Annotated in this window: 15 protein-coding genes and 1 riboswitch; of the genes, 5 read left to right on the forward strand and 10 right to left on the reverse strand. The window is 67.8% G+C overall.

The genetic code is table 11. The annotated features are described in order from the left end of the window. Nucleotides 1-15: 15 nt before the first annotated feature. Nucleotides 16-8,514: a GH36-type glycosyl hydrolase domain-containing protein gene (locus tag WMC41_RS20160; protein ID WP_432345951.1), complete on the reverse strand. Its 8,499-nt coding sequence runs from the start codon at nt 8,512-8,514 to the stop codon at nt 16-18. Between WMC41_RS20160 and WMC41_RS20165 the strand changes: the two genes are divergently transcribed. The 3 genes from WMC41_RS20165 (at nt 8,513) to metH (ending at nt 13,342) form a co-directional block, all read left to right on the forward strand. Continuing rightward, complete coding sequence (locus WMC41_RS20165) at nt 8,513-8,719, forward strand: hypothetical protein (RefSeq protein ID WP_272807082.1); 207 nt, start codon at nt 8,513-8,515, stop codon at nt 8,717-8,719. The two genes, WMC41_RS20160 and WMC41_RS20165, sit on opposite strands and share 2 nt — an antisense overlap. A 213-nt stretch (nt 8,720-8,932) precedes the next feature. Beyond that, nucleotides 8,933-9,150: riboswitch (cobalamin riboswitch) on the forward strand. Nucleotides 9,151-9,251: 101 nt separating this feature from the next. After that, nucleotides 9,252-9,467 (forward strand): hypothetical protein, encoded by a 216-nt coding sequence (locus WMC41_RS20170; protein WP_245083228.1) that lies wholly within the window; start codon nt 9,252-9,254, stop codon nt 9,465-9,467. Nucleotides 9,468-9,550: 83 nt separating this feature from the next. Then, on the forward strand, nt 9,551-13,342 hold the full coding sequence (metH, locus tag WMC41_RS20175; protein ID WP_432345953.1) for a methionine synthase: 3,792 nt from the start codon (nt 9,551-9,553) through the stop codon (nt 13,340-13,342). Between the two features lie 6 nt (nt 13,343-13,348). Here the strand turns inward: metH and WMC41_RS20180 are convergent, their stop codons facing one another. Then, the gene (locus WMC41_RS20180) at nt 13,349-14,383 is read right to left on the reverse strand and encodes a YeiH family protein (RefSeq protein ID WP_432345955.1); all 1,035 of its coding nucleotides are present in this window, start codon (nt 14,381-14,383) and stop codon (nt 13,349-13,351) included. Nucleotides 14,384-14,461: 78 nt separating this feature from the next. On the opposite strand from WMC41_RS20180, the gene WMC41_RS20185 reads away from it, so the two are divergent. Further along, a complete protein-coding gene (locus tag WMC41_RS20185; protein WP_432348381.1) occupies nt 14,462-15,322 on the forward strand; it encodes a LysR substrate-binding domain-containing protein in 861 nt (286 codons plus the stop codon). Here the strand turns inward: WMC41_RS20185 and cobM are convergent. Continuing rightward, the gene (gene cobM, locus WMC41_RS20190) at nt 15,319-16,083 is read right to left on the reverse strand and encodes a precorrin-4 C(11)-methyltransferase (protein ID WP_432345957.1); all 765 of its coding nucleotides are present in this window, start codon (nt 16,081-16,083) and stop codon (nt 15,319-15,321) included. The two genes, WMC41_RS20185 and cobM, sit on opposite strands and share 4 nt — an antisense overlap. Next, a complete protein-coding gene (gene cbiE / locus WMC41_RS20195) occupies nt 16,080-17,351 on the reverse strand; it encodes a precorrin-6y C5,15-methyltransferase (decarboxylating) subunit CbiE (protein WP_432345959.1) in 1,272 nt (423 codons plus the stop codon). The genes cobM and cbiE overlap by 4 nt, the downstream gene beginning before the upstream one ends. On the opposite strand from cbiE, the gene WMC41_RS20200 reads away from it, so the two are divergent. Further along, nucleotides 17,335-18,105 (forward strand): cobalt-precorrin-6A reductase, encoded by a 771-nt coding sequence (locus tag WMC41_RS20200; protein WP_432345961.1) that lies wholly within the window; start codon nt 17,335-17,337, stop codon nt 18,103-18,105. The two genes, cbiE and WMC41_RS20200, sit on opposite strands and share 17 nt — an antisense overlap. Here the strand turns inward: WMC41_RS20200 and WMC41_RS20205 are convergent. From WMC41_RS20205 to WMC41_RS20230, 6 genes are all read right to left on the reverse strand, one after another. After that, nucleotides 18,069-18,833, reverse strand: a complete 765-nt coding sequence (locus tag WMC41_RS20205; protein ID WP_432345963.1) for a precorrin-3B C(17)-methyltransferase — start codon at nt 18,831-18,833, stop codon at nt 18,069-18,071. The genes WMC41_RS20200 and WMC41_RS20205 overlap by 37 nt on opposite strands. Further along, the gene (locus tag WMC41_RS20210) at nt 18,830-19,567 is read right to left on the reverse strand and encodes a precorrin-2 C(20)-methyltransferase (protein ID WP_245083250.1); all 738 of its coding nucleotides are present in this window, start codon (nt 19,565-19,567) and stop codon (nt 18,830-18,832) included. Before WMC41_RS20210 ends, WMC41_RS20205 begins: the two co-directional genes overlap by 4 nt. Nucleotides 19,568-19,569: 2 nt before the next feature. Then, on the reverse strand, nt 19,570-20,202 hold the full coding sequence (locus WMC41_RS20215; RefSeq protein ID WP_432345965.1) for a precorrin-8X methylmutase: 633 nt from the start codon (nt 20,200-20,202) through the stop codon (nt 19,570-19,572). Continuing rightward, nucleotides 20,199-21,548: a precorrin-3B synthase gene (gene cobG / locus WMC41_RS20220; protein ID WP_432345967.1), complete on the reverse strand. Its 1,350-nt coding sequence runs from the start codon at nt 21,546-21,548 to the stop codon at nt 20,199-20,201. The genes WMC41_RS20215 and cobG overlap by 4 nt, the downstream gene beginning before the upstream one ends. Beyond that, nucleotides 21,545-22,324 (reverse strand): precorrin-6A synthase (deacetylating), encoded by a 780-nt coding sequence (cobF, locus tag WMC41_RS20225; RefSeq protein ID WP_432345969.1) that lies wholly within the window; start codon nt 22,322-22,324, stop codon nt 21,545-21,547. The genes cobG and cobF overlap by 4 nt, the downstream gene beginning before the upstream one ends. A 127-nt stretch (nt 22,325-22,451) precedes the next feature. Next, nucleotides 22,452-23,273 carry an AraC family transcriptional regulator gene (locus WMC41_RS20230; protein WP_432345971.1) on the reverse strand — a complete coding sequence of 274 codons (822 nt, stop codon included), beginning with the start codon at nt 23,271-23,273 and terminating at the stop codon, nt 22,452-22,454. Nucleotides 23,274-23,326 lie beyond the last annotated feature (53 nt).

Genomic DNA, 23,326 nt, shown 5'->3' on the forward strand with positions numbered 1-23,326 from the left:
TCCACTTGGCGTGGATCAGAGCAAATAGCCCTCGTTTGAAGATTTGATGACAGAGCCGTTCACACTTGCCTGCCATCCCCCGTCGCCGGCGCGCTCGACGCGGATCGACAGTTTCCTGCCCTCAAGGTCGAGCGTCGCCTCGTAACCGTCCCACGCCGCCGGCAGCACCGGATTGACGAAGAGGCGATCCCCCTCCTTGCGGATGCCCAGGATGCCCTCCACCGCCGCGCGGTAGAGCCAGCCCGCCGAACCCGTATACCAGGTCCAGCCGCCGCGCCCCGTGCGTTCGCCCTCGCCATAGACATCGGCGGCGACGACATAGGGTTCGACGCGGTAAAGCTCGGCGGCTTCCGGCGTCAGCGCGTGGTTGACGGGGTTGAGGATGTTGAAGCAGGTCCAAGCGTCCTCCGCCCGGCCGAGGCGGGCAAGCGCCAGCACGACCCAGGTCGAGGCATGGGTGTACTGGCCGCCATTCTCCCGCACGCCCGGCGGATAGGCCTTGATATAGCCCGGATCCTGCGGCGTCTCGACGAAGGGCGGGGTGAACAGGCGGATGACGCCGTTCTCCCGGTCGACCAGCTCGGCCATGACCGCGTCCATCGCCTGCCGCGAGCGCGCCGGATCGCCGACACCGGACAAGACGCTCCAGCTCTGCGCGATCGAATCGATCCGGCATTCGGCATTCCCGGCCGAACCGAGCGGCGTGCCGTCGTCGAAATAGCCCCGGCGGTAATAGGCACCGTCCCAGCCGGTCGTTTCCAGCACCACCTTGAGGCGGCCGAGATGTTCCTGCCACCGGTCTGCGCGCTGATGATCGCCGCGCTCGCGGGCGACGGAGATGAAGCCGCCGAGCGTACCGGCCAGGAACCAGCCGAGCCAGACGCTGGTGCCCCTGCCCGCCTCGCCGACGCGGTTCATGCCGTCATTCCAGTCGCCGCCGAGAATGAGCGGCAGGCCGTTCTCCCCGGTGCGGCGGAGCGCAAGGTCGAGCGCGCGGGCGCAATGCTCGTAGAGCGGCGCTTCTTCCGCCGAGCGCTCCGGCGTGTAGAAGGCGTCGTGCTGGCCCTCGGCGAGCGGCGCGCCCTCGATGAAGGCCAGCGTCTCGTCGAGGATCGCCCGGTCGCCGGTGGTGCGGCAGTAATATTCCACCGCATGGGCGAGCCACACCACGTCGTCGGAGATCATGGTGCGCACGCCCGCGCCGCTGTCGGGCAGCCACCAGTGCTGCACGTCGCCCTCGACGAACTGGCGCGCGGCCGCATTGAGGATCTGGCGACGGGCAAGCTCCGGCCGGTGCAGGACGAAGGCCAATGTATCCTGCAGCTGGTCACGGAAACCGTAGGCGCCGCTTGCCTGGTAGAAGGCCGAGCGGGCCTGGATGCGGCAGCCGAGCGCCTGATAGGGCAGCCAGTCATTGACCATCCGGTCCAGCGCCGCATCCGGCGTCTTCACCTGCAGCGTGCCGGTGAAATCGCTCCAATAGGCGCGGACGGCGGCCATGACATCGTCGAAATCGGCCTCGCGGCTTTTTTCCGCGAGCGCCCGGGCACTTTCCGCATCGGCGGTATCGCCGAGCACGAAGAGAAGTTCGCGCTTCTCGCCCGGCTTCAGGACGATATCGACGGCCAGCGCCGCGCAGGGATCGCCGATGCCTTCGGCGGAGCCGGACAGCGCCTGGCCCGTGGCGACGGCACCCGGCAGCACGATATCGCCGCCGCGGCCGATGAACTCGCGGCGCCTGGCGGTAAAGCCCGTCACCGGGGCATCGACGGCGAAGAAGCTGGTCCGGCCGGAAAAATCGAAGCTGTAGGGATTGGTCGCAAAGAGCGCGCCGCTCTCCTCGTCATGGCTGGTCAAGACGAACGGCGCGGTTTTCGCCGGGTTGTTGCCCAGCACCCATTCGACATAGCCGTAGACCGCCAGGCTGCGTTCCGTCTCGCCGGTGTTCTTGAGGACGAGGCGGGAATATTTGACCGGATCCTCGGGATCGACCGTCTGCACGAGGTCGAGCTCGATACCGTCCTCCCAGCTGCGGAAGGCGGAATAGCCGAGGCCGTGCCACGTCTCGAACCGGACCGAATTCTTCCGCGACAGGGCGGCGAAGGGCGCCATGACCGTGCCGCGCTCCTTGTCCCTGACATAGAAGGCTTCGCCCGGACGGTTGACGACGGGATCGTTGGTCCAGTGGGTGAGCTGGAAGTCGCGCGAATTGCGGCTCCAGGTATAGCTTGCGCCTTCCGCCGAGACGTGGAAGCCGAAATGCGGGTTGGCGATGACGTTGATCCACGGCTGGGGCGTCGCATCGCCGCCGCGAAGCCGCACGGCATATTCCCGGCGCTCCTCGTTGAAACCGCCGAAACCGTTCCAGAAGCTGAGGCCCTTGCCGTCGATCTCCACCGGCTCGCCGGCGGGCGCCGGCAGTTTCGGCACGGGTGCCGGCGTCGTCTCGGCCTTCGCCTCCTCCTCGCCGCGGGGCGTCGCGAAGAGGGAGACCGTGCGGGCGATCTGGTCGGAGAGCGTGCCATTGCGGGCGTGGAAGACCGCGCGGGCCGTCGCCAGCAGCGCCTGCCAGGTGGTGACGTCCATCAGGTCGCGGCGCACCGTGAAGACATGCTGGCGCGCACCGTCGGACTGGCTGCGGATGCGCAGGTTCTCGCACATATGGTCGAGCGTGTGCTGCATGTCCTGCGCATAGGAGGCGGCGCGCTCGTTGAGGATGACGAGATCGGCGATGACGCCGCGGTGGCGCAGGTAATCCTGTGCGCGCAGCGCCTCGCGGGCGACCTCCACGTCGATCTCGTCATTGATGCGCAGCACGAAGATCGGGAAATCGCCCGAGATCGCCAGCGGCCAGAGCGCCGACTGGGCGGTGAGGCCGTTCACGATCGTGCCGGTATCCGCTCTGAGGTGCATGTCCGGATAGGTGAGGTAGCGGCCGAGCATCTGGAAGCTCGCCGCCTCCTGCGAGGTGACGCCGACATGGCGCATATGCACCTGCGAGCGCGTCCAGGCATGGATCATCTCGTGGTTGAAGCTGTCCGGATGGCGGTAGCGGTCGATGGCGGCATCCACCTCCGCACGGCTCGGGGCCGCGATGGTCCAGAAGATGACCTTGACCTTCTTGCCCGCCGGCACGCGCACGACGCGGCGCAATGCCATGACCGGATCGAGCGTGAAGCCGTCCGTGCCGGAAAGCTGCGCGCCCGGATCGAAGGCGGCGGCGGTCGCCAGCGAGCGGCCGCGGCCGATGAAGCGGCGGCGGTCGGTCTCGATCTCGGTGCGGCGCGAGGGGCCGGCATTATCCACGATGAGGTGGGCGATCGACATGTCCGGTTCGTTCGGATTGCGCTTCTGGCGCTCGGCGCGGATGACGTCGCCGCGCTTGCCGATCTCCGTCTTGATGAACATCTTCGAGAACAGCGGATGGGCGTTGTCGGCGTCGTCGGTCGAAATGACGGGCTCCATATAGGAGGTCACCTCGATGAAGCGGTCCTCCGGCCCGGTATTGAGCAGCGTCAGGCGGCGGCCTTCGGCATCGTGCTCGGTGGCGACGATGCATTCGACCTCACTCGTCAGCGTGCCGACGGTCTTGATGAACTCCGCCTTGTCGTCGCCGAACTGGGTCTTCGTCACCTCGCCCTCGACCCGCTTCGGCTCCGCCGTGGCGGACCACCAGTCGTTCGTCGCGGTGTCGCGCAGGAAGATGAAGGAACCCCAGCGATCCTCGGTCGGGTCGGGCTTCCAGCGGGTGACGGACTGGCCGTTCCAGCGCGAATAGCCGGCACCGGTCGCCGTCAGCATCACGGCATAGTGGCCGTTCGACAGGAAGACGGTCTCGCGCTCCCGGAAGAAGGGTTCCTTGATGATGCGGATTTCCGGGCGCAGCAGGTCGGCCTGCGTGCTGCCGACGGTTTCCGGCTCGCGCTTGGCGTTGATGACCGGAATATCGCGCGGGGCCTTTTCCTGCAGCAGCAGTTCGGCCGCCTCGATGACGGGGTCCGCGTGGAAGCGCTCGCGCAGCGCGCCGTTGAAGACGACGTTGGCGACGGCGGCGATCGACATGCCGTGATGGTGCGCCATGTAGTTGCGCACGACGGCGCAGGTCTTGCCCTCCGGCACGCGGGTCGGGGTGAAATCGACGGCATCGTGGAAGCCGTAGACGCCGAGCGCGCCGAGCTTCCTGAGGCGCTCGAGGTTTTCCAGCGCCGCCTTAGGCGCATATTGCGTCGCCAGAAGCGAGGCATAGGGCGCGATGACGGCATTCTGGCCGAGGCCGCGCTTGAGGCCGAGCGTCGGCACGCCGAAATTGGTGTACTGGTAGGTCAGCTCGTGGTCGCGGGCGTTGAAGGCCGCTTCGGAAATGCCCCAGGGCGTGCCGAGACGGCGGCCATGGTTCATCTGCTCGACGACGACGAGGTTGTTCGTCTGGTTCAGGATGCCGCCCTGGCGCTCCTGCATGACGAGCGGCGGCATCAGATATTCGAACATCGAGCCGGACCAGGAGACCAGCGCGCCGCGCGAGCCGACCGGCACGACCGGACGGCCGAGCTTGTACCAGTGCTCGGTCGGAAGGTCGCCCTTGGCGATGGCGAAGAGGCTGGTGAGGCGCGCCTCGGAGGCGAGCAGGTCGTAGCAGGCCTCGTCGAGCTCGTTGGTCTCGACCCGGTAGCCGATCGACAGCAGCCGGCGTTCCGGGCGGAAGAGGAAGCCGAAATCCATCGAGAAGGCGATGTCGCGCGCGCGGTCGCGCAGCACGACGAGACGCTCGCGCAGGCCCTCGATGCTGCCGAGGTCGAAGACGCTGTCGGCGATATGCGCCTCGCAGGTGGAGACCAGCGCGCCGGCCCACCGGGCGAGCTCGCCGCTCTCGGCGGACTTGATCTCGTGGTCGAGATTGACGATCAGCTTGTTGACGTCGCGCGCCAGCACCGAGAGGTTGATGACGCGGATGGAGGCGAATTCGTGCTCGCGCTTGACGGCGGCGAGCGCATTGTGGAAGCCGACGATGCGCTCCTCGATGAGGCGGCGCAGCGGGCGCACGGTCTTCCGGTCGTCCGGCAGGTCCTTCAGCGTTTCAGAGAGGATCGAGGCGACGTCACCGATGCCGTCGAGGCTGCCCTGGAGATGCGCCGAGGGGGCTTCGGCCCATTCGCGGCACATCGAGGAGACGGCGATGAGGTGGCCGGCGAGGTTGCCGCTGTCGACCGCCGAGACATAGCGCGGCCCCAGCGTTTCCAGCGTGTTGGTGCGATACCAGTTGTAGAGATGGCCGCGATATTTCGGCATGCCGTCGATGGTGGCGATCGTCTGTTCGAGGCGGCGCACCGTCTCCTCGAAGCTGATCCAGCCGAAATCGCGGGCGGAGATGACCGAGAGCAGGTAGACGCCGATATTGGTCGGCGACGTGCGCTCGGCGAGCACCGGCTGCGGCGTTTCCTGGAAATTGTCCGGCGGCAGGTAGTGCTGCTCGGCGGTGACGAACTCCTCGAAGTAGCGCCAGGTGCGCCGCGCGATCTTGCGCAGCTCGTTGGCGACGTAGTCGGAGACGACGAGCTGGTCCTCGGTCTCGGCCGTCTGGCTGACATACCAGGCGATCATCGGCGAGAGCGCCCAGACGAGCGCGAAGGGAATGCCGATGAAGGGAAGGCCGGTGTCGGAAACCATGGCGAGCGCCACGGACAGGGCCGCGAGCGCCGGGGCCTGCCACATCGACTTGTAATGGGCGAGGATGCCGCCGCGCGCCGCGCTGTCGGCCTGCGCGGCCGTGCGCCATTCCAGCATCAGCTTGCGGCTGACGAGGGTGCGGTAGAGCGAACGCACGATGGCGTCGGCCATCAGCGCGGCCGAATGGGCGATGAAGGCGATGCGCAGCGCCACCTGCGCGTTCGCCGCGCGGATATCGGAGATCACGCGATGCACATGGGCCCGGGCGACGATATCGTTGCGGCGCGGCATGACGCCGGAAATCAGCGAGAGCGTCGGGGCGACGAAGAGCAGGAAGATCAGCACGAGCTGCCAGATCAGCGCCTGGCGCGGCTCCATGTAGTACCAGCCCATGACCGAGGCGACGAGCCAGCCGATCGGGATCAGGCTGCGGCGCAGGTTGTCGTACATCTTCCAGCGGCCGAGCATGGAAATGCCGCTCGATGGGCCGAAGATGTAGGGCAGCAGCTGCCAGTCGCCGCGCGCCCAGCGATGCTGCCGCGAGGTCTCGGTGCCGTAGCGGGTCGGGAAGTCCTCGACGAGCTCGACATCCGTCACCAGCGCGCAATGGGCGAGCGAGCCTTCGAGCAGGTCGTGGCTGAGGACGGAATTCTCCTCGATCCGGCCCTTCACCGCCGTCTCGAAGGCATCGACATGGTAGAGGCCCTTGCCGGTGAACGTGCCTTCCCCGACGAAATCCTGGTAGACGTCGGACACGGTGAAGACATAGGGGTCGATGCCGCGGTCGGCGGAGAAGATGCGCTGGAAGGTCGAGGCTTCCTTGCCCGTCGTCAGCGACGGCGTGACGCGCGGCTGCAGGATGCTGTAGCCGGCGGTGACCTCGCCCTTTTCCGCATCGATGACCGGGCGGTTGATCGGGTGGTGCAGCTTGCCGACGAGCTTCGTCACCGCATCGCGCATCAGGCGCGTGTCGGAATCGAGCGTCATGACGTATTTCACGTCCGCCGGCACGATGTTCGCGCCCGGCAGGAAGGTCGTGTCGCCGTCGCCGCGCAAGAGGAGGTTCAGCTCGTGCAGCTTGCCGCGCTTGCGCTCCCAGCCCATCCAGCAGCCTTCGGACGGATTGTAGAGGCGGCGGCGGTGCAGGAAATAGAAGCGCGTGCGGCCGTCATAGGCATAACGCGCCGAGAGCGTCGCGATCTCGCGCTTGGCATAGTCGAGCACGTCGAGGTCGGCGGGGGATTCTTCCGCCTGGCTGTCGGCCCAGTCGCTGAGCAGCGCGAAATAGATCTCGCCGCGCGGATTGGCGAGGTAGTGAACCTCCAGGTTGCGCACCAGCTCGTCGACATGGTCGCGCTTGGAGATCAGACACGGCACGACGACGAGCGTGCGCGCATCCTCGGGAATGCCGTCCTTGAACTCGTAGCCGACAAGGCGGGACGGCGTGACGAAGAAGGTGACGAGCGTGTTGAAGAGGCCCGTCGCTCCCTCGGAGGCCGGCAGCGCGAAGAGCACCAGCATGATCAGCCAGGCGCCATCCGGGATATCGAGCTGATCGAGGAAATAATAGACCGCGATCATCGCCAGAAGCGTCAGGACGATGTTGGGGCCGGCAATGGCGAACCAGTCGAGCTTGCGGCCGAAGCGTACGATGCGCTGGACGATCGACGGCCGGTAGCCGATGCGCTTTTCCAGCAGCTTGCGCTTCTTGCCGACGAGGAAAGCGGCGACATTGGCCTCGTAGTCGAGGTCCTCGACATGCGCCGCGGCGTCTTCCGCCGTCATCGCCAGCGCCGTCTCGGTCACCTCCAGCTCGGACTTGCCGGAGCGGCGGGCGAAACGCTCGATCGTGTTGCGGTACTTGTTGCGCGAGCCGAAATCGAGGTCGCTGTAGTCGGATCCCTGGCGCAGCGCCTCGTCGAGGCGGCTGACGCTCTCGAACCAGACGGGCCATTCCGTGTCGTCCACCGCGCGAAGGCTCTTGATGAGCGAGCTCATCGTGACATTGCCGGAGGAAAGCCGGTTGTTCTCCGCGACGATCAGCTCCTCGAGGTCGCTGCCGCGGCTCTCGATCTTGCGCTCTAGCCACTGGATCACCGCACCGGAGGCCTGCAGGCCGTCACGCAGGCGATAGAGCAGCTGGATGACGAAGGTGTTGTCCTCGATGAAGCTTTCCAGCGTCTGGAGATGCGCGATGGACTTTTCCGGATCGTTGAGGCGGATCAGCTCGTCGGCCACCTCATTGGCCTTGAAGCGCATCTTGCGCGAGCGCTCGACGCGGCTGGAAATGCGGCGCAGGTTCTCCAGCAGCACGAAGCGGATGAAGGAGGGCAGCGCCCAGAGTTCGCCGATCTTCAGCGCGTCGATCTTCTGGAAGCCCTGCACGAAGGCGGTGAGGCCCTCATGCGAGACGCCGCTATGGGTATGCGCGACATAGAGCCAGGCGAGCGCCAGCGTGCGCGGCATCACCTGCCCTTCGATCTCGATGGTCGGAAGCTGGCGATAGAAGCGGCGCGGGAAGTCGCGGCGGACCTCCTGGATCGCCTCTTCGACGACATAGTAGTTGTCGAGCAGCCATTCGGCCGCCGGGGTGATCTGGGCACCCGCCTCAACATCCTTGGCCGTGGCGCGATAGACGCGGAAGATTTCCTTCTCGTTTTCCTTGTGCCGGGCGCGGAATTCGAAGGGCTGGAAACCGGGCAGCGGCGCGCCCTTGTCGCGCGCCAGGGCCTCGCCGCAATCGGCCAGCTCCTCCAGCGTCAGATAGGTGGCGCGGATCGAATCGTTATAGTCGATCTGCTTGGCGTCAGCGTCGCGCGAGGAGGCTTGCGGCGTATTGTGAAGGGGCATGTTTCTGATTCTGGATCCGGCCATGTTGAACCATCCGGCAACGGCCTTTGTGCCGAACGGTTTTTTGCGGGCAGGCTTCATCTCGGTGCCGCGATCAGCCATGGGACCAAACGGCGCCCGGACGACGCGGCTGGGATGGACATGGCTCAAGCGACACGCTGGTTGGCATCCTGGCCGCGTGGTGCATGAAAACGGCATTTTTTAGCCGTAAGGACAGAGACTTGCAACATGTCAACAGGACCGGATGGCGCAGCATTGACCCTCATCTGCGGTTTTGGTGAATCGCACGCTCCGCGTATCGGGCGAAGGGGCGCATAGGACGGGCTGATGCCAAATGCGCGAGGGCGACAAAAGTTCCGGGCGCCCGTGCCGGCCTGTGCATGAGCGATCCCGCCATTGACTTGCAGCCCCGCCCAAGCCAGTCTGCCGGCGTCAGGGTCTTCCGAGTCGATTGGGCTCGGAGGCTAAGAGGGAAGCCGGTGCGATGCTCCGAAAGGAGCGCCAAGACCGGCGCTGCCCCCGCAACTGTGAACGGCGAGCTGCTGTCGCTCCAGGCCACTGGTGGATGTCACCGGGAAGGCGAGACAGACGCGATGACCCGCAAGCCAGGAGACCTGCCCTGACAGTCGTAACGTCCATGGGCGGGGTGTCCCAGTGGTGCGCTTGCTTGTCGCCTCGCGGCGACGTTCCAGCAGCGTGCGTCCGGTCATCCCCCAATTTTCCGATTGGGGAAGAAAATGCTTGCCATCACCAATGACGGTCCTGCCGGCACCGGAAAGCCGGAATCCATCTTCATCTCCTGGCTGCTCTGGCAGCCGCGCGGTGCCGACCTTGCCGTCGAGGCGCTGAAGGAGGTGCAGAAACTTTCGCGCTACGAAAAGGTCGATCCGGATATCGCCCGCCTGAAGGCGCTTTTCGCCTCGCTGGCCGGGTCGGATCGGTTGGTACACTGATCACAGTCGCATAAAGACATATTGACATAAAGATATCTTTATGTGATCTCCGGTGCAGGATCATTGCACCGGAGGGCTTTGCCATGGCCAAATCGCACCTGGACACCCTGTTCGGCCCCGAACTGCCGCGGCGCGACGGGCGCGAGATCCTCGCCGCCCTCAAGGCCGCCGCGCGCGAGCGCATCCTCGTGCTCGACGGCGCCATGGGCACCGAAATCCAGACGCTCAAGCTGGTGGAGGAGGATTTCCGCGGCGACCGCTTCGGCGACTGCGCGTGCCACCAGCAGGGCAACAACGATCTCCTGACGCTGACCCAGCCGGCCGCGATCGAGGACATCCACTACCGTTATGCGCTCGCCGGCGCGGATATCCTCGAGACCAACACCTTCTCCTCGACGACCATTGCCCAGGCCGACTACGGCATGGAGGACATGGTCTACGAGCTCAACCGGGACGGCGCGCGTCTTGCCCGCCGCGCCGGCCTCAGGGCCGCCGAGAAGGACGGCCGCCGCCGGTTCGTCGCCGGTGCGCTCGGCCCGACGAACCGCACCGCCTCCATCTCGCCGGACGTCAACAATCCCGGCTACCGCGCCGTCACCTTCGACGATCTGCGCATCGCCTATGCCGACCAGGTGCGCGGCCTCATCGACGGCGGCGCCGACATCATCCTCATCGAGACGATCTTCGACACGCTGAACGCCAAGGCGGCGATCTTCGCCACCCGCGCGGTCTTCGAGGAAAAGGGCATCGAACTGCCCGTCATGATCTCGGGCACGATCACCGACCTTTCCGGCCGCACGCTCTCCGGCCAGACGCCTGAGGCCTTCTGGAACTCGGTGCGCCACGCCGAGCCCTTCTCCATCGGCCTCAACTGCGCGCTCGGCGCCAATGCCATGCGCGCCCATCTCGCGGAGATCTCGTCCGTCGCCCAGACCTTCGTCTGCGCCTATCCCAATGCCGGCCTGCCGAACGCCTTCGGCAAATATGACGAGACGCCGGAGGAAATGGCCGCGCAGATCGAGGGCTTCATGCGCGATGGCCTCGTCAACATCGTCGGCGGCTGCTGCGGCTCGACGCCGGATCATATCCGCGCCATCGCCGCGGCCGCCACGCGCCACGCGCCACGCGAAATCCCCGACATCCCGCGCCACATGCGCCTCTCGGGCCTCGAACCCTTCACGCTGACCGAGGCCATCCCCTTCGTGAATGTCGGCGAGCGCACCAACGTCACCGGCTCGGCGAAGTTCCGCAAGCTGATCACGGCAGGCGACTATGCCGCGGCGCTCGATGTCGCCCGCGACCAGGTGGCGAACGGCGCGCAGATCATCGACATCAACATGGACGAGGGCCTGATCGATTCCACGAGGGCGATGGTGGAATACCTCAACCTCATCGCCGCCGAGCCCGACATCGCGCGCGTTCCGGTGATGATCGATTCGTCGAAATGGGAGGTGATCGAGGCGGGCCTGAAATGCGTGCAGGGCAAGCCGCTGGTCAATTCCATCTCGCTGAAGGAGGGCGAGGAGGCCTTCCTGCACCATGCCAGGCTCGTGCGCGCCTATGGCGCCGCCGTCGTCGTCATGGCCTTCGACGAGAAGGGCCAGGCCGACACGAAGGCACGCAAGGTGGAGATCTGCACCCGCGCCTACAGGCTGCTCACCGAGGTCGCCGGCCTTTCGCCGGAGGACATCGTCTTCGACCCCAACATCTTCGCCATCGCGACGGGCATCGAGGAGCACGACAATTACGGCGTCGACTTCATCGAGGCGACGGCCGAGATCACCGCGACGCTGCCGCATGTCCATGTGTCCGGCGGCGTCTCCAACCTTTCCTTCTCCTTCCGCGGCAACGAGCCGGTGCGCGAGGCGATGCACGCCGTCTTCCTCTACCACGCCATCCAGGCGGGCATGGACATGGGCATCGTCAATGCCGGCCAGCTCGCCGTCTACGACACGATCGAGCCGGAGCTGCGCGAGGCCTGCGAGGACGTTGTGCTGAACCGCGTGCCGAAGGCCGGCGGCACCGCCACCGAGCGCATGCTCGACATCGCCGAGCGCTTCAAGGGCGCGGCCGGCAAGGAAGCCAGGGAACGCGACCTCGCCTGGCGCGACTGGCCCGTCGAGAAGCGCCTCGAACACGCCCTCGTCAACGGCATCACCGAATTCGTCGAGATCGACACGGAGGAGGCACGGCAGAACGCCGAACGCCCGCTGCACGTCATCGAAGGTCCGCTGATGGCCGGCATGAACGTCGTCGGCGACCTTTTCGGCGCCGGAAAGATGTTCCTGCCGCAGGTCGTCAAATCCGCCCGCGTGATGAAGCAGGCCGTCGCCGTGCTGCTGCCCTACATGGAGGCCGAAAAGCTCGCCAATGGCGGCGGCGGCGAACGGCAGAGCGCGGGCAAGATCCTGATGGCGACCGTCAAGGGCGACGTACACGATATCGGCAAGAACATCGTCGGCGTCGTGCTCGCCTGCAACAATTACGAGATCATCGACCTCGGCGTCATGGTGCCGGCGACGAAGATCCTCGAGACGGCGAGGGCGGAGAAGGTCGACATCATCGGCCTCTCCGGCCTCATCACGCCCTCGCTCGACGAGATGGTGCATGTCGCCGCGGAGATGGAGCGCGAAGGCTTCGACATCCCGCTCCTCATCGGCGGGGCGACGACGAGCCGCGTGCACACGGCGGTGAAGATCCATCCACGCTACGACCGCGGCCAGGCGGTCTACGTCACCGACGCCAGCCGCGCCGTCGGCGTGGTCGGCTCCCTGCTGTCGCCGGAGATGAAGTCAGGCTATGTCGAGACGCTGGAGGCCGAATATCGCAAGGTCGCCGATGCGCATGCGCGTAGCGAGGCGGAAAAGCAGCGGCTGCCGATCGCCAGGGCCCGCGACAACGCCTTCAGGGCGGACTGGTCCGCCTATGAGCCGAAGACGCCCTCCTTCCTCGGCACCCGCGTCTTCCAGGACTGGGACCTGGCGGAGCTTGCCCGCTATATCGACTGGACCCCGTTCTTCCAGACCTGGGAGCTGAAGGGCGTCTATCCGAAGATCCTCGACGACGAGAAGCAGGGGCCTGCCGCCCGCCAGCTCTTTGCCGATGCCCGGGCGATGCTGGAGAAGATCATTTCGGAGAAATGGTTCACGCCGAAGGCCGTCGTCGGCTTCTGGCCGGCCGGCACCGTCGGCGACGACATCCGCCTCTTCACCGACGAGACGCGGAGCAAGGAGCTTGCCACCTTCTTCACGCTGCGCCAGCAGCTTTCCAAGCGCGACGGGCGGCCGAACGTGGCGCTCTCCGATTTCGTCGCGCCGCTCGACAGCGGCAAGCACGACTATCTCGGCGGTTTCGTCGTGACGGCCGGCATCGGCGAGATCGCCATTGCCGAACGCTTCGAGCGGGCGAACGACGACTACAATTCGATCCTCGTCAAGGCGCTCGCCGACCGCTTCGCCGAGGCCTTTGCCGAGCGCATGCACGAATATGTGCGCAAGGAACTCTGGGGCTATGCGGCGGAGGAGACCTTCTCGCCGACCGACCTCATCGGCGAGCCCTATGCCGGCATCCGTCCAGCGCCGGGTTACCCCGCCCAGCCGGACCATACGGAAAAGACGACGCTCTTCCGCCTGCTCGATGCCGAGAGGGAAATCGGCGTCGAGCTCACCGAAAGCTATGCGATGTGGCCCGGCTCCTCCGTCTCCGGCCTCTACATCGCCTCGCCGGAAAGCTACTATTTCGGTGTCGCGAAGGTGGAGCGGGACCAGGTGGAGGACTATGCCCGCCGCAAGGGCATGGCCGTCACGGAGGTGGAGCGCTGGCTCGGCCCGGTGCTCAACTATGTGCCGGTGACCGCGCGGGAAAACGCGGCCTGAGCTTCCTCAGGCCGTCGCAAGGTTCAAAAGCACGACCATTCCGTAGCTCACGACGACCAGCACGCCGAGCGACAGGACGACCGCGGCCGTCACCCGCGGGCCTGCCCGCATCACGCGCCTGAGGTCGATGCCGAGGCCGAGGGCGGCCATGGAGAGGATCGTCAGCACGGTCGCGGCACGCGCCATGCCTTCGGCAAGCCCCGCATCGATCACCCCGAAGCTGCGCGCGGCGAGCATGGCGAGGAAGCCGAGGATGAACCACGGCACCAGCCGGTGCAGCGCCGGGCGACGGCCGCTCTCCTTGCCCGCGGCAAGCGACAGGAGGAAGATCACCGGCCCCAGCATCAGCACGCGCACGAGCTTGACGAAGGTGCCGATCTGGATGCTGAGCGCGGAGACCGGGGCGGTGGCCGCCAGCACCTGGGGCACCGCATAGACCGTCATGCCCGCCATCACGCCGTAGCCCGTCGCCGACAGGCCGAGCAGCGGCACCAGCACCGGCAGCAGCAGCACCGTGACCATGCCGAGAACGGCGGTGAAGGCGATGGAGGAGGCGACGTCCTCCGCATCGGCGCGAATGACCGGCGCCGTCGCGGCGATCGCGGAATTGCCGCAGATCGAATTGCCGCAGGCAACCAGCAGCGCCACAGTGCGGGAGAGGCCGAGGCCGCGCCCGATGGCATAGCTTGCAAGGAGAACGGCGCCCACCACCGCCGCGATCGCCCCGATCAGCGGCCAGCCCATGCCGGCGATCGCCGTGGCGCTGACGCCCGCGCCGAGAAGCACGATCGCGATCTCGAGGAAGTATTTCGCGGAGAAGGCGATGCCGGGATCGAACACAGCCGGCCGCCTCAGCAGCAGCCGACAGGCGGCGCCGAGGAGGATCGCCAGCACGAGCGCCTCGATCCACGCCCCGCCGGCAAGCCGTATTTCCAGCCGTTCGGCGAGCACCGCGAGCCCCGACACGAAGCCGGACAGGAGCACGCCGGGCAGAAGTACGCGAATTCCAAGGATTGCTGTTTTGTTAGGTGAATTTTCCATGCGCGGACGATGCGCTTGAAAACCTATTCGATCCATCGGTAAATATCGGACATTTCATTCGACTGGATCGAACAGATGATGACGCTGGAACAGCTCCGGATCTTCGTCGCCGTGGCGGAACGGGAGCACCTGACCAAGGCCGCCGATGCGCTGAACCTCACCCCCTCGGCCGTCAGCTCGGCGATCCGCGTGCTGGAGGAGCGCTACGGCATCGCGCTGTTCCACCGCACGGGGCGGCGGATCGAGCTGACCGAGACGGGCGAGGCCTTCCTGCCGGAGGCGCGGGCCACGCTGGCACGGGCGGGCAGCGCGGACCTCTTCCTCACCGAGATCGGCGGCCTGAAACGCGGCACGCTGACGCTCGCCGCCAGCCAGACCGTCGCCGGCTACTGGCTGCCGCCGCGTCTCATGCATTTCCGCGACGCCTATCCGGCGATCGATATCCGCCTGACCGGCGGCAATACCGACGAGGCCGCCGAGGCGGTTATCGACGGGCGGGCGGAGCTCGGTTTCGTCGAAGGCGAGATCGACCATCCCGCCCTCGCCCAGCGCATCATTGCGCGCGACCGGGTGGTTATCGTCGCGCCATCGGACCATCCGCTCGCCGGCAAGCCCGGCATCGATGCGGAGGATCTGGCCGCCGTCCGCTGGGTGCTGCGCGAGCCGGGCTCGGGCACGCGACGCGCCCTGACGGCGGCGCTGCCCGAGGAGGCGCTGGACATCGCGCTTTCCCTGCCTTCCAACGAAGCCGTGCGCAGCGCCGTGCTCGCCGGCGAGGCGCTGACGGCGGTCTCCGAATTCGTCGTGGAGGACGACCTTGCCGCCGGCCGCATGGCCCGCATCGCCTTCGACCTGCCGGAACGCGCCTTCCGTCTGCTGCGCCACAGGGAACGCTACCGCTCGAGGGCCTCGCTCGCCTTCGAAACCCTATTGGCCTAAAGCCCGTCGCGTCCCCGGAACCGGCGCTGGTAGGCGGGGTCATAGAGCGAGCTTTCGCGAAAATCCTCCGCGCCGAGCGAGCGGCCGACGAAGATCAGCGCCGTGCGCTCGATCGGCTCCTCGGCGACCCTCGCCACGATATCGGCCAGCGTGCCGCGCACCACGCGCTCATCGGGCCAGGAGGCCTTGACCACGATCGCCACCGGGCAATCCGCGCCATAGAGCGGCGTCAGGTCCAGGACGACCTTGTCCAGCGCGTGGATGGCAAGATGGATCGCCAGCGTCGCCCCCGTCGCGCCGAAATTCTCAAGCGTCTCGCGGTTCGGCATCGGCGAGGCGCGGCCGGAGACCCGGGTGAGCACGAGGCTCTGCGCGACGGCGGGAATGGTGAGCTCGCGGCCGAGCGCGGCGGCGGCAGCGGCAAAGGAGGGCACGCCCGGCGTCAGCGTATAGGCGAGCCCGTGCTTTTCCAGCCGGCGGATCTGCTCGGCGACGGCGCTCCAGACCGAGAGATCGCCGGAATGCAGCCGCGCCACATCCTCGCCCGCCGCGGCGGCGCGCAGATATTCGGCCTCGATCTCGTCGAGCGACATCGGCGCCGTATCGACGATGCGCGCGCCCGGCGGGCAATATTGCAGGAGCTCCGGCGACACGATGGAGCCGGCATAGAGGCAGACCGGGCAGGCGCCGATGAGATCGCGGCCGCGCACGGTGATGAGATCGGCAGCGCCGGGGCCGGCGCCGATGAAGTGAACGGTCATTCCTCGTCCTCGATAGGTTGCGCCGGCTTCGCCCACGTCCACTGCGTGACCGGCATGGCCGGCCGCCAGCCCGTCATCTGCCCGACGGGCGATGCGCGCGCGATGTCGATCCGGATCAGCGAACCGCCGAGCCGGGCATGCTGGGCGAGGAGCACGGCTTCCATTTCCGTCGTCACCGCATTGGCGACAAGCCGGCCGCCCGGCTTCAGGCCGTCGATCGCCGCCGGCATGACGCCCGCCTCGCTGCCGCCGCCGCCGATGAAGATCGCGTCCGGCGCGGCAAGTCCCGCAAGCGCCTCCGGCGCCGCCCCCTCGACCACGGCAAGGCCCGGCACGCCGCAGCGCCCGGCATTGCGGCGGATGCGGGCGGCGCGCTCCGCATGGCCCTCGATGGCGATGGCCCGGAGCGATGGATCGGCCAGCATCCATTCGATGCCGATCGAGCCCGAGCCGGCGCCGATATCCCAGAGAAGCTCGCCGCGGCGCGGCGCAAGGGCCGAGAGCGTCAGCGCACGCACCTCGCGCTTGGTGATCTGGCCGTCATGCTCGAACAGTCCGTCGTCGAGGCCCGGCGTACAGGCGAGCACCCGCGCGCCATCTCCGGCGACAACCTCCACCGCGCAGACATTCAGCATGTCGGCTCCATCGAGGGCGAACCGGCCGGCCTGATGGTGGCTCACCCGCTCCCGCGCGCCGCCGAGCGCTTCCAGCACGGTCAGCGCCGAGCCGCCGAAACCACTTTCCGCCAGCAGCGCGGCAAGCGCCGCCGGCCCGTCGCTGTCCGAGGTCAGCGCCAGGATGCGGCAGCCGGGATGCAGGTGCGGGCGGACGAGATCGACGGGACGGCCGTGCAGCGAAACGCAGACCGTGTCCTGCAGGGCCCAGCCCATGCGCGATGCGGCAAGGCTGAAGGCGGAGGGCGCCGTGAAGACGCGCATCTCCGCCCGCGCGATGCGCCGGGAAAGCGTGACGCCGACGCCGTAGAAGAAGGGATCGCCCGAGGCGAGCACGACGACGGGCCGGCCCCGCGCGGCCAGAACCGCCTCCACCGAGCGTTCGAAGGGGCTGAGCCAGCCGTGGCGCACGCCGCGGATCGCCGCATCGGCTAGCTCCAGGTGCCGCGCGCCGCCGAAGACGATTTCGGCGCAGCCGATCGCGGCCTTGGCCTCGTCGCCGAGACCGGCTAGACCGTCTTCGCCGATCCCGACGATGGAAAGCCAGGGAGCGGCTGTCGAAAGGGGCTGATCAGGCGTGGACAAGCGACGCATCCTCATCTTGGGCGGCACGGCGGAGGCGCGGGACCTTGCCGGTGCGCTCGCCGGCAGGGCCGATCTTGCCGTCACGCTGTCGCTCGCCGGCCGCACGCTCGATCCCGCGCCGCAGCCCGTGCCCGTCCGTACCGGCGGCTTCGGCGGCGTCGAGGGACTTTCGGCCTATCTTTGCGAGAATTCCATCGATCTCCTGATCGACGCGACGCATCCCTTCGCCCGGCAGATCTCCGCCAATGCCCGCGCCGCCAGCGCGGCGACCGGCACCCCGCTGCTGCGGCTGGAGCGGCGCGGCTGGGACGCGGTGGAGGGCGACCGCTGGACATGCGTCGCCACGGTGACCGAGGCCGTCAGCGCGCTCGGCGAAGCGCCGCGTCGCGTGTTCCTCGCCATCGGCCGCCAGGAGGCGAAGGCCTTCGATGCCGCGCCGCAGCACCACTATCTCGTGCGCAGCGTCGATCCCGTCGATCCGCCGCTTGCCGCCCCCGACGTCGCCTACCTGCTCGCCCGCGGCCCGTTTGCCGTGGAAGCGGAGGTCGAACTTCTGCGCGACCATCGCATCGATGTCGTCGTCAGCAAGAATTCCGGCGGCGACGCCACCTATGGCAAGATCGTCGCCGCGCGCATTCTCGGCCTGCCCGTCGTTCTGGTCGAGCGGGCGGAAGCGCGCGATAGCCACCACGCGGGAACCGTCGAGGATGCGGTGCGGCTCGCCGATCATCTTGTCGGCTCTTCGAGGAAGCGCGGCGTATAGACGAGGTCCGGCAGGCCCGGGCGGGAAACGACGCGCGTTGCCGGCGAGCCGATGACGACGCAGGTCGCCATGTCGGCACGCTCCGCCTCGGCCTCGCCGAGCGGCATGACCAGCATGCGCTCGTCCGGCCGGCCCGCGGCGCGGCCGAAGATGACGGGTGTTGCGGCCGGCAGCGTCTCGCGCAGGATCTCGAAGGCCCGGCCTAGCTGCCAGGGGCGCGCCTTGCTGATCGGGTTGTAGAGCGCGATCACGAGGCCAGCCTCGGACACGAGGCGCAGCCGCGTCTCGATGACCTCCCAGGGTTTCAGGTTGTCGGACAGCGAGATGGCGCAGAAATCGTGACCAAGCGGCGCGCCGATGCGCGCAGCGACCGCCAGCATGGCGGTGACGCCGGGCACGATGGTAAGATCCACCCTCTTCCATTCGTCCGGCCCCGCATCGATCGCCTCGCAGACGGCGGCCGCCATGGCGAAGACGCCGGGATCGCCGCCCGAGACGACGCAGACATCGACACCCTCGGCCGTCCGTCTCAGCGCGGCCTCGGCCCGGTTCAGCTCCTCGCGGTTGTCGGAGGCGACCTTGATCTGGTCCGGCCGGAGGTTCAGCCGGTCGATATAGGGAAAATAGCCGAAGAATTCGCGCGCGGCCTCGACCGCCTGCCGTGCCTCCGGCGTCATCTGGTCCGGATTGCCCGGCCCGGTGCCGATCACGAAAAGCCGGCCCGTCATGCGCGGCCGCTCCAGCCCGGCACGAGGACCAGCGAGAAATAGGGCGCGGTATCGTCGAGCTTTTCGGAAAGCCGCATGGAGCGGCTCGTCGGCATGGTGCCGCGCTCGACATAGATCGCCTCGCCGAGCCGGCCGGCGCTTGCCAGCGCCCGGCGGATCTTCGGCAGGTTGCGGCCGACCTTCATGATGACGGCGGCCTCGGTGTCGACGAGGCGGCGCGACAGTTCCGCCTCGCCCATCGTGCCCGGCAGCACGGAGAGCACGTCGTCGCCCTGCACGATCGGCAGCCCCGACAGCGACCAGCAGCCGGACATGGCCGTGATGCCGGGAATGACCTCGGTCGGGAAACGGTCGGCGAGCCGCACATGCAGGTGCATGTAGGAGCCGTAGAACATCGGATCGCCTTCCGAGAGGATGGCGACCGTGCGGCCGGCGGCAAGGTGCTGCGCGACGGCGGCGGCCGAGGCGTCGTAGAAGGCCGTGATCTGGCGCTTGTAGTCGTCGTGGTCCTTGTCGATTTCCGTCGTCACCGGATAGTAGAGCGGCAGCTCCGCCATGCCGGGCCTCAACAGGCCCTCGACGATCGCCCGCCCATTGCCCGCACGCCCGGCCTTGGCGAAATAGGCGAGCACATCCGCCTCGCCGATCGCCCGCACCGCCTTGAGCGTCAGGAGTTCCGGATCGCCCGGTCCCGTGCCCACGCCGTAAAGTCGTCCCGTCACCGTCGCCACCATGTTCACAGTCCCGGCCTCGCCAGCGAATTGAGCGCCGCTGCCGTCATGGCGCTGCCGCCCAGGCGGCCGCGCACGATGGCGAAGGGCACGCCATAGGAATTTTCGGCGAGCGCATCCTTGGATTCCGCGGCGCCGACGAAGCCGACCGGCATGCCGAGGATCGCCGCCGGTTTCGGCGCGCCATCCCGCAGGAGTTCGAGCAGGTAGAACAGCGCCGTCGGCGCATTGCCGATGGCGACGACGGAGCCGGCGAGGCGATCGAGCCAGAGGCGGATGGCCGCGGCCGAGCGCGTATTGCCGATGTCCCGGGCAATGTCGGGCGTGCGCGGATCGCGCAGCATGCAGAGCACGTCGTTGCCGGCCGGCAGGCGCGCTGCCGTCACGCCGCGCGCAACCATCTCCGCATCGCAGAAGATCGGCGCGCCGGCCTGGAGCGCACCACGCGCCGCCGCGACGAAACCGGGCGAGAAGGCGAAATGCGGCGCCGCCTCGACGAGGCCGGCGGCATGGATCATGCGCACGGCGACATCCGACTCCTCTTCGGAAAAGCGCGAAAGATCGGCTTCCGCACGGATGATCGCGAAGGATTTCTCATAGATGGCCGTGCCATCCTTGATGTAGTCGTAATCGGTCATTGTTGGCCTTGGTAAGCGGAAACGAGGATGGCGGGCGCGGTGCGGTCTATGAGGTTTCCGGCCGTCTCGCCCTCCGCACGGCGCGCCCGCAGGAGGGCGCCGAGACGGTGCAGGGCGGGCCGCAACGCATCGGCGGGCAGGATCGCCGCGGCGGCATCGCCCGCGCGTCCATCAAGAACAAGGCCGACGCCGGCGGCAGTGCCGCACAGCGTGACGGCGGCGGCGGCCGGATGGGCGCAGCCCTTCGGGCAGCCGGAGACATGCACGTCGAAGGAGCCGTCCAGGAGATCGCCCGCCTCCGCCACAAGGGCATCGGCGACGGTATGGGTATCGAAGCTGGCCGCGGCGCAGCCGGCGGCACCGGCACAGACGGAGACGGCCCGTCCGGGCGCATCCTGCGTGCTCCAGACGCGCTCCCGCATCGCACAGGCCTGCGCGGCGGCAAGCGCTTCCGCACGGAGCCCGCGCACCAGCAGCGTGTGGTGCGGCGCAAGGCGGAATTCCGTCGCGCCGCAGCCGGCAAGCGCGCGCACCAGCGCGGCAAGTCGGTCGGCATGGATCTGGCCATAGGCCGGGGCAAGCCCCAGCACCGTTTCGGCGCCGATCCGGTGCACGCCGAGCGGATGGACGGATGAAGCGGCGGAAAGCGGCGGTACCGGATCCGCACGGAGCACGGCCGCCAGCAGCGCCGAATCGAGATCCCGTCCCCGCGCCGCCGGCCCGATGGCGGCAAGGGCGGCGGCGACCGTCATCACGCCTTCGACGGCCCTTTCGCCGGGCAGCAGCGCGACGGCCATCGCCGTGGCGCGATCACCACCGACGGAAAGCCGCCAGGCGAGGCCTTGTGCGCCGGCGACGGCGTCGAGCCGGATATCAGCGACCATGTCGGCAAGGGAAAGCACGCCCCCGCCATCGACGACGACGGCAAGCTTGGGCGCCAGGGAAAGGGCGGCATCGGCAAGGGCCGCGCGCAGCGCATCGGCAAGCGGCGCGGCATCAGCAAGCTCGGCCGGGTCGATGCCGGCAAGCGGCGGCACCTCGATGGCGACGCCCGTCTGCGGGGTAATGCCGGCCGCGGCAAGGCCGGCGGCAAGATGCGGAATGGAGGCTTCGGTGAGGCCGCGAAGCTGGAGATTGCCGCGCGCGGTGATCTCGATGAGGCCGTTGCCGTGCGCCCGCGCCAGATCGGCAAGGACGAGGAGGTCTTGTGCCGTCAGGGCCGTCGCGACGGGGCGCAGGCGCACCAGAAGGCCGTCGCCGGTCCGCATCGGGGCGGCGATGGAGGGGCACGCGCCGCGCCGCAACGCACCGGCTTCGCCCGGAAGTATCGCTGAGGTCGCCGTCATGCCGCGCCCTCCTCCGCCTCGGGTGCCGGGCGGCGGATCAGGTAGGTGTCCATGATCCAGCCGTGCGCCGCGCGCGCCTTGCGGCGGGTCTCGCTGATGGTGTCGGCGATATCGGCAAGCCGGCCGGACAGCAGGATCTCGTGCGGCGTGCCGAGATAGGCGCCCCACCAGATGTCCGCCTCCGGGTCCTCCACCCTGCGGAAGGCCTCGACGCCGTCGAGCATGACGAGCGCATCGCGCGCGGTGCCCGGCCAGGCCTCGGCGAGGCGGCGGCCGGTGGTGATCTCGACGGGCAGGCCGATGCGGTTGAGCGTGATGGCATGGCCGGCGCAGAGCGCCTGGATGCTGGTGATGCCCGGAATGACCTCGATCTCGAAGGCGACGCGGCCGGCCGTGCGCACATGATCGATGATACGCAATGTGCTGTCATAGAGCATCGGATCGCCCCAGACGAGCAGGCCGAGCGTCTCGTCCTCGCCGACGTCGTCAAGAAGGCTGCGTTCGTAGATGGCGGCGATGGCGCGGTGCCAGTCGTTGACGCCGTCCTCGTAGCTGCCATCGGCGCGGCGCACCGGCACAGCATAGTCGAGGATGCGGCAACGCGCATTCTCGAGGAACCGGTCACAGATCTCGCGGCGCGCATCGGCCAGAAAGGCCTTCTCGTCGCCCTTCGTCGGAATGAGCAGCACATCCGCCCGGTTCAGCGCACCCACCGCCTGAACGGTCATGTGCTCGGGATTGCCCGCGCCGATCCCGATGACCAGTATCTTTCTCAAAGTCCGTCTCCCGTGCGACCCCGCGCTCCCGGTTCGCGGCCCGAATTGGGTCCCGCACCTCTTCCTAATCCCAAAAGCCGGCGGAAAACAGTCCCCGGATCGCGTCCTTTGCCGGTCTTTTTGAGACTCAGGCGGCCGCGCGGCTGGTCAGATAGGCGCGCGGCGAGGCCCCCAGCATGCGCTTGAACATGGTGGTGAAGGCCGGCACGCTCTCATAACCGGCATCGAGCGCCACGCGCGTCACCGGCTCGCCGGCGGCAAGGCGCGGCAGGCAGGCGAAAAGACAGGCCTGCTGGCGCCAGGTGACGAAGCTGACGCCCGTCTCCTGCCGGAAGAAGCGCGTGAAGGTGCGCCGGCTCATGTTCAAGCGCCGTGCCCAATCGTCGATCTTGGCCACCGGCGAGGGCTGTTCGACGAAATCCCGGCAGAGTTCGGCCAGCCGGCCGCTTGCCGGAAAGGGCAGGCCGAGCCGGCGCTCCGGCAGGCGGCCGATCTCGTCGAGCAGCAGCGCCATGACGAGTTCGCTGCGCCCGCGGTCCTCCGCCAGGTCATCCTGCCGGACGGTTTCCGTGATGAGCTGGCGGGCAAGGTCGGTGACCTCCAGCACGGTGGGAACCAACGAGGCGGCCCGGCCTTCCGGCGAATAGATATAGACCGAGCGCATGCTGACATCGCTGAGCATCTCGACGGAATGTTCGAGACCGCGCGGGATGAGCAGCGCATGGCCGGGCGGAATCATCCAGCGCCCGCGATCTGTCCCCACCAGCACCACACCGGCGAAGACGCACAGGAACTGCGTGCGGCGATGGCGGTGCGGCGGCACCGTATAACCGCCCGGAATCTCCGAACTGTGGACCAGGACATCCGTATTCGCCTGTTCCATGCGGGAAAGGTTGCGGATGTGGTCGTCATCGAGCGCCTTGCGGCGCGCATCGGTCAGTTTTTCCATCTTTGGCCCACTCGCGTAAGAAATGGACCTCAGCACGAAAGCAGGCCGCTGGC

It is taken from the genome of Shinella yambaruensis (assembly GCF_050859155.1).
GTDB classification, from domain to species: Bacteria; Pseudomonadota; Alphaproteobacteria; order Rhizobiales; family Rhizobiaceae; genus Shinella; species Shinella yambaruensis.